12 protein-coding genes and 2 pseudogenes are annotated in these 11,423 nt (G+C 69.8%); 4 read left to right on the top strand and 10 right to left on the bottom strand.

Going from position 1 to position 11,423, the window contains the following annotated elements; translation table 11 throughout:
- Window positions 1-3 precede the first annotated feature (3 nt).
- The 4 genes from Q0672_RS17320 to Q0672_RS17305 all read right to left on the bottom strand — a co-directional run bounded on the left by Q0672_RS17320 (window position 4) and on the right by Q0672_RS17305 (window position 3,441).
- Window positions 4-411: an OsmC family protein gene (locus tag Q0672_RS17320; RefSeq protein ID WP_298624236.1), complete on the bottom strand. Its 408-nt coding sequence runs from the start codon at window positions 409-411 to the stop codon at window positions 4-6.
- 71 nt (window positions 412-482) lie between these two features.
- The gene (locus Q0672_RS17315) at window positions 483-1,124 is read right to left on the bottom strand and encodes a TRIC cation channel family protein (RefSeq protein ID WP_298624234.1); all 642 of its coding nucleotides are present in this window, start codon (window positions 1,122-1,124) and stop codon (window positions 483-485) included.
- An 11-nt stretch (window positions 1,125-1,135) separates the two neighbouring features.
- Window positions 1,136-2,623, bottom strand: coding sequence for a diguanylate cyclase (locus Q0672_RS17310; protein WP_298624232.1), 1,488 nt, complete (start codon window positions 2,621-2,623; stop codon window positions 1,136-1,138).
- Window positions 2,620-3,441: an ABC transporter substrate-binding protein gene (locus Q0672_RS17305; RefSeq protein WP_298624230.1), complete on the bottom strand. Its 822-nt coding sequence runs from the start codon at window positions 3,439-3,441 to the stop codon at window positions 2,620-2,622. Before Q0672_RS17305 ends, Q0672_RS17310 begins: the two co-directional genes overlap by 4 nt.
- Before the next feature lie 154 nt (window positions 3,442-3,595).
- Here Q0672_RS17305 and Q0672_RS17300 point away from each other — a divergent pair, with 154 nt between their 5' ends.
- Both Q0672_RS17300 and Q0672_RS17295 read left to right on the top strand, forming a co-directional pair.
- Window positions 3,596-4,300: an AzlC family ABC transporter permease gene (locus Q0672_RS17300; protein ID WP_298624228.1), complete on the top strand. Its 705-nt coding sequence runs from the start codon at window positions 3,596-3,598 to the stop codon at window positions 4,298-4,300.
- A complete protein-coding gene (locus Q0672_RS17295) occupies window positions 4,297-4,623 on the top strand; it encodes an AzlD domain-containing protein (protein ID WP_298624226.1) in 327 nt (108 codons plus the stop codon). Before Q0672_RS17300 ends, Q0672_RS17295 begins: the two co-directional genes overlap by 4 nt.
- Window positions 4,624-4,627: 4 nt before the next feature.
- Here Q0672_RS17295 and Q0672_RS17290 read toward each other — a convergent pair whose 3' ends face one another.
- Window positions 4,628-6,010, bottom strand: coding sequence for a sigma-54 dependent transcriptional regulator (locus Q0672_RS17290; protein ID WP_298624224.1), 1,383 nt, complete (start codon window positions 6,008-6,010; stop codon window positions 4,628-4,630).
- A gap of 6 nt (window positions 6,011-6,016) precedes the next feature.
- Window positions 6,017-7,372 (bottom strand): ATP-binding protein, encoded by a 1,356-nt coding sequence (locus Q0672_RS17285; RefSeq protein WP_298624222.1) that lies wholly within the window; start codon window positions 7,370-7,372, stop codon window positions 6,017-6,019.
- 253 nt (window positions 7,373-7,625) lie between these two features.
- Here Q0672_RS17285 and Q0672_RS17280 point away from each other — a divergent pair, with 253 nt between their 5' ends.
- Both Q0672_RS17280 and Q0672_RS17275 read left to right on the top strand, forming a co-directional pair.
- Window positions 7,626-7,958 (top strand): hypothetical protein, encoded by a 333-nt coding sequence (locus tag Q0672_RS17280; RefSeq protein WP_298624220.1) that lies wholly within the window; start codon window positions 7,626-7,628, stop codon window positions 7,956-7,958.
- Entirely contained in the window at window positions 7,933-8,742 is an 810-nt protein-coding gene (locus tag Q0672_RS17275) for a hypothetical protein (RefSeq protein WP_298624218.1), read from the top strand. Before Q0672_RS17280 ends, Q0672_RS17275 begins: the two co-directional genes overlap by 26 nt.
- Window positions 8,743-8,758: 16 nt before the next feature.
- On the opposite strand, the gene lgt is transcribed toward Q0672_RS17275, so the two are convergent.
- The 4 genes and pseudogenes from lgt to Q0672_RS17260 form a co-directional block, all read right to left on the bottom strand.
- Window positions 8,759-9,544: a prolipoprotein diacylglyceryl transferase gene (lgt, locus tag Q0672_RS17270; RefSeq protein ID WP_298624216.1), complete on the bottom strand. Its 786-nt coding sequence runs from the start codon at window positions 9,542-9,544 to the stop codon at window positions 8,759-8,761.
- 77 nt (window positions 9,545-9,621) lie between these two features.
- Entirely contained in the window at window positions 9,622-10,296 is a 675-nt protein-coding gene (locus Q0672_RS17265) for a YceH family protein (RefSeq protein WP_298624214.1), read from the bottom strand.
- Window positions 10,297-10,377: 81 nt separating this feature from the next.
- Window positions 10,378-10,476, bottom strand: a pseudogene (locus tag Q0672_RS23535) (SEC-C metal-binding domain-containing protein); the annotation flags it as partial.
- A gap of 60 nt (window positions 10,477-10,536) precedes the next feature.
- A pseudogene (locus tag Q0672_RS17260) lies at window positions 10,537-11,286 on the bottom strand (DUF1186 domain-containing protein); the annotation flags it as partial.
- Between the last annotated feature and the right edge of the window lie 137 nt (window positions 11,287-11,423).

Genomic DNA, 11,423 nt, shown 5'->3' with positions numbered 1-11,423 from the left:
GGTTCAGGCAAGGGTGGTCTGGACGCGCACTTCGCCGGTCAGCAGCTTGTGCATCGGGCAGGCGTTGGCGATCTTCAGCAGCTGGGCACGCTGCTCGTCGGTGAGCTCGCCTTCGAGGATGATCTGCCGGGTGATGTCGTTGCCGGCTTCGGGCTTGCCGTCGGGGTTGAGGGCCAGCTCGACGCGCACGCCGGTGAGGGGAATCTGCTTGCGGGTGGCCACCATGCGGATGGTGATCGCGGTGCATGCGCCGAGGCCGGAGAGGATCAGGCGGTCGGGGGGCGGGGCCGCGTTGCCGCCGCCCACGTCGGTGGGCTCGTCGGCCTGCCAGGTGTGGCCGAGGTCGTCGGTGAAGCTGACGAGGTAAGGCGTGTCGTGAAGGACGGCGGTGACGGCGGGCTTTCCGGACATGATGGCTCCCAGGTTGGCAGCCCGCCGGATGGGGGCCGTGTCCACTCCGACCAGCGCCGCCGGGCCGAGGTTCAGTCGGCGTCCAGCAGCGGGCGGGTGCGCCAGTCGAAGCGGATGGTGAGCATGCGGGCGACGAAAGCGACGCCGATGGTCGTCCAGGCGGCGACCTCTGCGGCCAGCCCGGCGGCGAGGGTGAGCCCCAGGAAGACGGCGCAGGCGAGCAGCACGATCAGCGCCGAGAACTGCCCCGGCTGCAGGATGAAGGGCACTTCGCGCACGATCATGTCGCGCAGCACGCCGCCGCCCACGCCGCTCACCGCGCCCACCAGCACCACGCCGGGTAGCGGGATGGCGGCGCCGAGGGCGAGCTGCATGCCGACCACGGCAAAGGCCGGCGTGCCGAAGGCGTCGATGGTGTCCACCAGGCGGTTCACCACCGGCAGGTGGGCGATGCGCCGGCGCAGCAGTGCCACCAGCAGGGTGGCGGTGAGGATCAGCGGCAGGTAGACCTGATCGGTGAGCACGGGCGGGGTGCGCTGCAGGAAGACGCCGTCGCGCAGGATGCTGCCGCCCATGGAGGTGAGCAGCGCCAGCACGAACACCCCGACGATGTCCTGGCGCTTGCGCAGGGCCACCACGGCGCCCGAGAGGGCCCACGCAAAGGTGGCGAGATAGTCGAAATAGACCGGGATCTGGAAGGCGCTGGCGGACATGGGGGCGAAGCTTACCCGGCAAAGACGAGCTGGTCGCGGCCGATGTCCTTGGCGCGGTACATGGCGTCGTCGGCGCTCTTCATGAGGCTCACGTCGTCGGCACCGTGCTCGGGGAAGATGCCGATGCCGATGGATGCGGAGATGTGCAGCTCGTTGCCGTTGATGGCGAAGGGGTGGGCGAGGGTGGCGCGGATGCGGCCGGCCACCAGCTCGGCGTCGGCGCGGTCGTCGATGCGCGGCAGCAGCACCACGAACTCGTCGCCGCCGATGCGCGCCAGGGTGTCGGATTCGCGCAGGCAGTCGCGCATCCGGGCCGAGGCGGCCACCAGCAGCTTGTCGCCCACGGCGTGGCCGTAGGCGTCGTTGACGCCCTTGAAGTGGTCGAGATCCACGAACATCAGCCCGGCGTTGCCCTGGTCGTGGCGGGCGCGGGCCAGCGCGCTGTGCAGGCGCTCGGAGAACAGGGCGCGGTTGGGCAGCTGGGTGAGCGGGTCGTGCTGGGCCATGTGGCGCATCCGCTCCTCGCTCTCGCGCAGTTCGCGGGTCATGGCCTGGGCGCGGGCGTGGGCGCGGGCCCGCCCGGTGACCAGCAGCCAGGTGAACAGCCCGAGCAGCACGCTGCCACACACCCCGGCCACCGCGATGATGTGCTCGGAGCGGCGGCTGTGGCGCTCCTCGAAGGTGGGCGTGGTGCGGATCTGCAGCGTCCAGCTGTGCTGGGGGAAGCTGATGTATTCGGTGGTGCTGAAGCGCGGCGGCGGCAGCTGGTCGGCGCCCGGGTGGGATTCGAAGAGGAGGTTATCGGGGCTGGCAACGGCGCCGTCGTGGATGCGGATCGCCACGCCAGGGATGCCTTCGCCGTAGAGGCTGGCCATCAGGTCGCGGATCCGGAAGGCGGTGTGCACCCAGCCGCGCAGCGCGGCCTGGCGGGCGGCGGGGCTATCCGCGGGCAGGTTGCGGTCGTACACGGCCAGATAGATGGCCACGGCGGCAGGGCCGTCGGGCTGGTCGGTGAGCAGCTTGACCCGGGGGGTGATGGCGATCTCGCCGGAATCCCGGGCCTGCAGCATGGCGGCGCGTCGGGGCGGGTTGTCGAGGAGGTTGTAGCCGAGGATCGGGCGGTTGTCGGCGCTGTCCGGGGACACGTAGAGGATCGGTGCGGCTTTGCCTTCGCCCTGCCAGCGGGTGAACATGAAGGCCTGCAGGCCCGCGAACTCGGCACCCTGGGTGAGGGCATCCACGAAGGCGCTGAAGTTGTCACGGCTCACGTGGTCGGAGGCGTCGAACAGCCCGCGGGCGGCGCGCAGCATCTGCTCGTAGTTGGCAACGCGCTGTTCGATGCGGGTGCTGGCGAGGCGCACGCTGAAGTCGAAGTCGGCACGCAGGTTGGCGTCGAGGCTCTGCCGCTCGTGCCACCACAGCCAGCCGACCACCGTCAGGGTGAATAACCCGACGGCGATGGGCAGCAGCAGATCGCGGAGTTGGCCGAGGGTCTTCAAAATCGTGTCATCTCCCGGGCGAGCTCGGGTTTGAAGTACTGGGCGAAAATCCGCTCGACGGTGCCGTCCTCGCGCATCTGGTCGATCAGCGCGCGCCAGCGGGCCTGATCGGCGGCCGGCACGGCCTGGCGCGACATGATCAGGCCGTGGGGCACCGGCGGGTCGTCGAACTCGAGGATGGTGGTCTGCTCGCGCAGGCTGGCGCTCTCTACGGCGGGGTAGTCGAAGGGCTCGATGATCATGCCGTGGATCTGGCCGGCCAGCAGGTTCTCGTAGAGCGGGGCGAGCCCGGTGGCGTAGCTCACCCGCAGGCTGGCGTCGAGCGCGTCCACCAACCGGTTGGCGCCGGGGTTATAGCGGAAACTGCGGATCGCGCCCAGGCGTAGCTGGGGGTTGCGGGGAAAGTCGGTGACCCGCTGGATGCCGGCGTCGCGACGCACCAGCAGGTAATACTTGTTGGAGAAATACCAGGCGAAGGCGGCAAAGCTGTCGCGGGCGGGATTGGAGATGCCCGACAGGCTGAAATCCAGCCCGCCGGATTCGATGAGCTGCCAGATGCGGGCGCGGGGCATCACCACCACGTTGATCCGGCAGCCGCTGCGGCGGATGAGCTCGTCCGCGATGTCCTTGTCGATGCCCTTGCCGGTCTGGCGCGAATACAGCAGGCCGTGCTCGTGCAGGGCCAGCGTGTAGGCGCGGGAACAGTCGGGTCGGGTCGGGTCGCCGGCGAAGGCGTGCGGGCTGCTTGCCCCCGCCACGGCCAGCAAGGCCATCATGGCCAGCGGGGCAAAATGGCGCAGCAGGCTCTCGATTCTCACGGATCGCTCTCCGGGGGGTGAGTTCTTGTTATTGCGTTGCGCTTTCTCCGAATTCTAGGCGCGATTGGGGCCGTGCGTCCCTCCTTTGTCACAGGCCGAGTGCGAGGATGGCCGGCGTGCTAAGTTCGGCGCTTTCCATGCACCAGGAGAGGGCATGTCTCCGAGTTTTCGCGCCGGGGCGCGGGTGGGTTTCCGGGCCTGTCTGCCGGTTTCGGTGGGGTTGGTTCCGTGGGCCCTGGTCACCGGGCTGGCAATGGTCGGCGCGGGGTTTTCCACCGTGCAGGCGATGGGCATGAGCCTGATCGTCTTTGGCGCCACCGCGCAGCTGGGCACCCTGCCGCTGATCGTGGCGGGGGCGCCCCTGTGGCTGATCGTGGCCACCGCGCTGGTGGTGAATCTGCGCTTCCTGATCTTCAGCGCGGCGCTGGCCCGGCCGCTGGCGGGCGGTCGCCCGGGCCTGCGCTGGTTGTGCGGTTATCTGCTCACCGATGGGGTGTTCGCCACCATGCTCGAGCGCCTGCGGACGGAGCCCGATCCGGCGTGGCGGCTGGGCGCCTATCTGGCGCCGTCCCTGTGGTGCGCGCTGGTGTGGCAGACGTCCACCCTGGTGGGCGTGCTGGCGGCGGGGTCGATCCCGCGCAACTGGTCGCTGGAGTTCATGGCCAGCATCGCATTGCTGGTGCTTCTGGTGCCGATGGCCCGGATGCGCCCGATGCTGGTCTCGGCGGCCACCGGCGGCGCGCTGGCGGTGGTGCTGCGGGGCATGCCCCTGAAGCTGGGGGTGATGGTGGCCATCGTGGGCGGCATCGCGGCAGGCTTTGCGGCGGAACACTGGCAGGGCCGGGAGGCGCGGCGATGAGCGACGACGCGGGCCTGTGGCTGATCTTCGTGCTGATCGGGCTGGCAACGACCTTGCCCCGGGCCAGCTTCATCGTGCTGGGCGAGCGGGCCAGCCTGCCCGACGTGGTGCAGCGGGCCCTGCGCTATGCGCCGGCGGCGGCGCTGGCGGCCATCGTGGTGCCCGACGTGGTGCTGGTGGCGGGGGCGGTGGAGGTGTTCAACCCCAAGCTGGGTGCGGCGATCGCTGCGGTGCTGGCAGCGCGCGCCTCGCGCAACCCGTGGCTGCCCTTTGTGGCCGGGATGGCGGCGTTGTGGGGGCTGCGCTGGGTGGGCGGCGGATGACCAGCTAGCCGGACGGGCGTTTGCCGGCGAGGCCGTGTTTGTCCATCCGGTAGCGCAGGGTGTCGCGGCTGATGCCCAGGTGGCGGGCCGCCTGGGAGACGTTGCCACGGGTGTCGGCGAGGGCCTGGACGAGGATGTCGCGCTCGACCCGGTCAAGGGCCGAGAGGCCGGCTTCGGTGTCGGGCCGGGTGGCGCCGGGCTGGGCATGGGAGGTGGAGAGGGGCAGGTCGCCCGGGCCGATGGCGCTGTCGCCGGCGAGGAGCGCGGCCTGTTCGACCAGATTGCGCAGCTCCCGCACGTTGCCGGGCCAGGTGTGGGCCTGGAGCAGGCGCTCGACGGCGGGGGTGAAGCCCAGCGCGCCCTTGCGGTAGCGCTGGGCGAATTCCGCCAGGAAGTGCCGGGCCAGCACCAGCACGTCGCCGTCCCGCTCGCGCAGGGGTGGCACGTGGATCTGCAGCACCCGCAGGCGGAAGTACAGGTCGGCCCGGAACAGCCCCTGCTGGATGTGGGCCTCGAGGTTCTGGTTGGTGGCGGCGACGATGCGCACGTTCACCTGACGCTCGTGCACCGAGCCCAGCCGGCGCAGGCGGCCGTCCTCCAGCACCTTGAGGAGCTTGGCCTGCAGGCTGCGGTCCATCTCGCCGATCTCGTCGAGGAAGAGCGTGCCGCCGTCGGCGGCTTCGAGCAGCCCGAGCTTGCGTTCGCGGGCGTCGGTGAAGGCGCCGCGTTCGTGGCCGAAGAGTTCGGATTCGAGCAGGCTGGCCGGGATCGCGGCGCAGTTCACCTCGACGAAGGGCATGTCCCGCCGCGGGCTGCAGAAGTGGCAGGCCCGGGCCACGAGTTCCTTGCCGGTGCCGGTCTCGCCGATGATGAGCACGGGCGGCAGGGTGTCGATGCCCTCCACGCCGGCGATGCGGTTGATGCGGTCGCGCAGGTCGGCGATGGCCGGGCTGGTGCCGACGAGGGCGTCGAGCTGGCTGCGGTCGCGCTCCCGCGCTTCGTAGTACTGCAGGCGGGTGTTTTCGCGCTGGCGCTGGGTGAGCTGACCGATGCGCTGGCGCAGCTCGCCCAGCGCCACCGGTTTGGTGAGCAGGTCGTTGGCGCCGGCCTTCATGGCCTCCACGGCCAGCTCGATGCTGCCGTGGCCGGTGATCATGATGATGGGCACCTGGGCGTCGTCGGCGCGGATCGCGGCGATCACCGCGAGGCCGTCCATGTCGGGCAGGCGGTAGTCGAGCACCACCGCGTCGGGGCGCAGCTCGGCAAACTGGCGCAGGCCTTCCCGGCCGGTGCCGGCGACGCTGGCACCGTGACCGCCTTTTTCCAGGAAGCGGGCAGCGTTGCGGGCGAGGGTGGCTTCGTCGTCAATGATCAGGATGCTGGCCATGATGGTTTAGCGTGCGGGAAAGGTGATGCGGATGAGGGTGCCGGCGTGCTCGGCCGCGCCGATCCGGATCGTGCCGCCAAAGCGTTCGACGATCAGCTTGGCCAGGGGCAGGCCGAGGCCCAGGCCCTTGGGCTTGGTGGTGAAGAAGGGGCGGAACATCTGGGCCTGGGCGTCGGGGGTGAGGCCGCTGCCGCTGTCGGTAATGTCGATCCGGAAGGTCTTGCGTCCCTCGGGGTGTACCGACACCTCGCAGCGCCCGCCCTCACCCATGGCCTCGCTGGCGTTGGAGAGCAGGCTGTGGATGGCCTGGCGGAGCAGCGGCGGGTCGCCCTTGATGACAGGGGCGTCGGCCTCGCAGTGGAAGCTCAGGTGCTGGGCGCGGCGTTCGAAGGCGGGGCGGTGATCCGCGCAGCAGGCTTCGAGCAGCTCGCGCAGGTCCACCGGGGTGGGTTGGGGTTCGTGGGTGGCCGAGAAGGCCAGCAGCTCGGCCACCCGGTCGCTGATGCGATCTACCTCACGGATGATGTCGCGGGCTTCGGCGGAGCAGTCTTCGCCGGGGGATTCGAGGGCCAGTTCGGCCGACGAGCGGATCGACGACAGGGGGTTGCGCAGGTTGTGGGCGACGGAGGAGGTGAGTTCGCCCACCACGGCCAGGGTTTCGGCGTCGATCAGCCGGACGTGCTGCTGCTTGATGATGGCGTCGGCCCGGCGAATCAGCCAGAACAGGCCGAGGTAGAGCACCAGGGCGCTGCCCAGCGCAGTGAGCAGCACCTGCCGGCGCCCGGCCTGGATGGCCTGAGTGAGGGCGAGGGGCGCCTTGTACAGCTCGATCACGCCCACCACCTCGCCGCTGGTGGGGCGGCGGACGGGGATGTAGCTCTCGACGAAGAAGTGGATCGACGGGTCGATGCCCACGTGCTCGGTTTTCTCCCGGTGGGATTCGGAGATCTGCCCGGCGTGCACCACCAGCTCGCCGCCCATCGCGGCTTCGAGCTCGTCGTTGTCGGCGAAGCGCTGGCCCACCAGGCTCCTGTCCGACGACCAGATGATGGTGCCGCCGCTGTCGAAGACGTTGGCCCGCAGCACGTCGCGCATGTTCGAGAGGTGGTCGGCGGTGTTGCGGAAGCGTTCCTTCAGGAGCGGGTCGGTGGGGCGGGAGAGGTATTCGAGGGAGCCGTCGGCGACCAGGATGTTCTGCACGAAATCCCGGGTGATGCCGGCCTCCCGCTGGAACAGCTGGTCGTTGAGGAAGCTGGAGATGATCCACGCGTTGGCGAGCGCCATCCCGGCGATCAGCACGGGGCTGAGCCAGGCGAACCAGCGCAGCAGGTCAAAAGGTCTGGTGCGTTTTCCGGTCGGCATCGTCCGCGTCTCCCCCCAAGTTGGGGCAAGGTAACACGGTGCGCGGCGGGTGGGGGATATCCCCCAGCGGGATTGGGGAATAGTCCCCCCAAGAATGGGTTAAACCTGGTGTCGAGCAGGGCGAAGTGCTGTCGGATCAAGGGTTTGGGTTTCTCTTGGGGGACGTGGCACGGCTCCTGCACAAGGTTGGGGGCAGGGTTGAACCTGCAGGCCGCCGAGGCGGCCGGAACCCGAAACCAACAGGAGTCACAAAATGAAGAACACGCTGCTTGCACTTACCGTGGCCGGTCTCATGGGCGCCCTTTCAATGCAGGCCGTTGCGGCATCCGCGTCGGCGCTGGACCAGGACATCTACCGCGCCGAGCGGCCGGAAAAGGTCGAGAAACCCGAAAAGCCCGAAAAGCCCGAGAAGAAGGAGAAGGTCGGAGCCATCGACGGCGCGCTGCAGCTTGCCCGCGCCGAGCGGCCCGAGAAGGTCGAAAAGCCGGAAAAGGCCGAGAAGCCGGAAAAGGCGGAGAAGCCCGAAAAACCCGAGAAGAAGGAAAAGGTCGGTGCCGTCGATGGTGCAATCCGCCTGGTGGGCTGAATGCGTGCCAGGTTCGGCGAGGCTGCGGTGGATCGGTCGCAGCCTCGCCGGCGGGCGCGTCGTGCTGGCCCTCGCCATTGTGGCCGGTGGGGCGGCACGGGCCAGTGAGCTGAGCCTTGCCACCGGCCTGGAATACACCTCAGGCAAGTACGGCGACACCGCAGCATCCACGTCCTGGTATCTGCCGCTGGTGGCCCGCTACGAGCAGGGGTCGTTCATCTTCCGGGCAACACTGCCTTATCTGCGCAACACCGGGGCAGTAAGCCGAACGCCCGACGGGGTGGCGATTCCGGGCACCGGGGGTAGCCAGGAGGGCTTCGGGGACATCGTGCTCGCCGCCGGCGCGACGCTGTGGTCAGCCAGCGATTTCTCGGTGGATGGCGTGGCAAAGCTGAAGCTGCCCACCGCCGATCCGGGCAAGGAGCTGGGCACCGGCAAGACCGACTGGTCGATGCAGTTCGATGGGGTGCAGCGCGTGGGCCCGGTGAGCGTGCTCGCCACCCTGGGCTGGAAGAAATACGGCGATCCGGACGGTGTGGACTTCCGCAACCCGCTGTTCGCGAGACTGGGGTTCAGCTGGCGGCTGTCGGCGGTGACCAGCGTCGGGCTGTACCACGACTGGCGCGAGCGGCTGCGTCCGCGGGGCAGCGAGGTGAGCGAGACGACGGCCTATGTGTCGGTTCGGCTCGACCCGACGTGGAAGCTCCAGCTGTACGGTGTGAAGGGTTTTTCGGACGCCAGCCCCGACTACGGCGCGGGGCTGATGGTGTCGCGCATCTACTGACGCGCGACGGCGAGCGTCAGGTGGCCTTGCGCCGGCTGGCCCACACCGCCATGCCGATGCCGGCGAGGATCATCGGCAGCGACAGCCACTGGCCCATGGACATGCCGAAGGTGAGCAGGCCGAGGAAGTCGTCCGGCTCGCGGCCGAATTCGGCGATGAAGCGGAAGGCGCCGTAGCCGATCAGGAAGACCGCCGACACCAGCCCGCGGGGCCGCGGCTTGGCCGAGAACCACCAGAGGATGACGAACAGGGCGAGCCCTTCGAGGGCGAACTGGTAGAGCTGGGACGGGTGGCGGGGCAGGCCGTCCACCTGCGGGAAGATCATCGCCCAGGGCACGTCGGTGACGCGGCCGACGAGCTCGCCGTTGATGAAGTTGCCCATCCGCCCGGCGGCCAGGCCCAGGGGCACCAGCGGGGCGATGAAATCCGTGACGGCCAGCCACGAGCGCCCGGTGCGCCGCCCGAACAGCCACATGGCCACCAGCACGCCCAGAAAGCCCCCGTGGAAGGCCATGCCGCCCTGCCAGACGGCGAGAATCTCGGCCGGGTTGGCCAGGTAGTAGGCCGGCTTGTAGAACAGCACGTAGCCCAGCCGCCCGCCGAGGATCACCCCCAGCACGCCGTAGAACAGCAGGTCGTCGATCTGCTGGGGCGTCCAGCCCAGCTCGGGCCGGCGCTGGGCGTGGATGCGCCCGAGGACCACGAAGAGGATGAAGGCGAGCAGGTACATCAGGCCGTACCAGCGGACCGCGACGGGCCCGATGGCGATGGCGATGGGATCGAACTGGGGATGGACGAACATGGGCTGGACTGGCTGCGGGTTGGATCAGGCGGTGAGAGCGCGCGGCGGCGGCGGGGTTCCCGCCACCGGGCCGGCAATCACTGGAACTGCTTGCGGAAGGCTTCGAACTCGTTGGTGAGCCATTCGAGCTGCTGGCGCAGGCGGCGGACTTCTTCTTCGAGTTCGCCCACCCGGCCGCCCCGGGGCGCCGCGCCGCCGGATTCGGCGTCGAAGGCGTGCTGGGGGATGGCCGCTTCGCCCGACAGCAGGTGGGCGTAGCGGGCTTCCTTGGTGCCCGGGGCCTTGGGCAGCTGCATGGCGAGCTGCTTGTCGTCGAGGCGTTCGAGGATCTCCTCGACCTCGGCCGGGCTGGCGAAGGCGTGCATGCGTTCGCAGCGGGCGCGGATCTCGCCGACGGTCTGGGGGCCGCGCAGCATCAGGATGGCGAGCACGGCCTGCATCGGCGGGGTGAGGGAGTGGCGCAGGCGGATCTGGTGTTCCCACTTGGCGACGCGGGCGCCGGCCTGGTGGCGCTGGCTGACGAGGCCGCGCTCGGTGAGGCGGTCGAGGGCGGCGAGCACGGCGGATTCGGAGAGGCTCATCACCGGTTCGCGGCCGGTGAGCTGGTTGCACCCGGTGACCAGCGCATTGACCGACAGGGGGTAGGTGTCGGGGGTGACGAAGGCCTTTTCGATGAGCACGGCGAGGACGCGGACTTCAAAGTCGTCGAGGTCGAAGCCGGCGGGGGTGTCGGAGGGGGCAGTGTCGGTCATGGCGAGCTTCCGGGGGCGGACGAGGGCGCAATCATAGCCGACCGGTGTGGTCGGCCCGATGACAGCAGCCCGGGGTGGGGATCAGGTGGCGCCGTGGCATTTCTTGTACTTGCGGCCGCTGCCGCAGGGGCACGGGTCGTTGCGGCCGACCTTGGCTTCTTCGCGGCGCACCGGTTCGCGGATGGCGCCCAGCGGAATCGGACGCAGAGCGACGGGCGGCAGGTGGAAGATCTCGGGCCAGTCGGCGATCTCGTGGGCCACGTCGTCGATCAGCCCGTGGCCGACGCGGCGCAGGGCGGCGATGCGTTCGGCGGCGGGGCGGTTGATGTCGGCCTCGATGTCGGCCGGATCGGCGAAGGTTTCATCCACCAGCCCGGCGGCGAACCATTCGTGGATGGCCGGCAGGTAGTCGGTGGCGCCCAGGTCGGCCAGGTGGGTGACGACCAGGTCGAGGAGCTGGATGTCGGCGCTGGTGTCCTGGTTTCCGCGCAGAGCTTCGGCCTGGCGGGCGCCAAAATCGGCGAGGAAGTCGGCCACCGGCGCGGCGGGGGCGCGGTGCTCGACGGCGGCGAGGGTGAGCGCTTCCAGCGCCGCCGAGCGGGCCCAGGCGCTGGCGTCGGCGTCGTCGGCGAGCGTGGTGAGCGGGGCGATGTCGCCGTCACAGGTGGAGGCCAGCGCGCGGCCGTAGCTGGCGTGACCAAGCTGGCCGAACACGGCGTCGATGGCGGCTTCGTCCAGGTGGCCGAGTTCGGCCAGCGGGGCGTAGGCGCGGCTGTCGCGCCAGCGGGCGAGGAGCAGCATCGCGTAAAGATGCAGCACGTAGCCGTCGGCCTGGGCGGCGGCGGGATCGGCGGCGATGCGCTGGAGCTCGGCCACCAGTTGCGGGGCGAGCTCGTCCCGGTGGGAGTCGGCCTCGGCGAGGGCGGCCAGCGGCACGCTGCCGGTGAAGGTTTCGAGCTGCGGGCGGAGGGCGGACCAGATGTCGGACATGACGGACTTTCAGGGCTTCGCCAGGAGCTTGGCGAGGTAGCGGCCGGTGTGGCTCGCGGGGTTGGCGGCGAGGGTTTCGGGCGTGCCGGTGCCGACCACCGTGCCGCCGCCGTTGCCGCCTTCGGGGCCCATGTCGA

It is taken from the genome of uncultured Zoogloea sp. (assembly GCF_937894855.1).
Classification (GTDB): Bacteria; Pseudomonadota; Gammaproteobacteria; order Burkholderiales; family Rhodocyclaceae; genus Zoogloea; species Zoogloea oryzae.
This window is presented reverse-complemented; position numbering and strand designations above follow the sequence as displayed.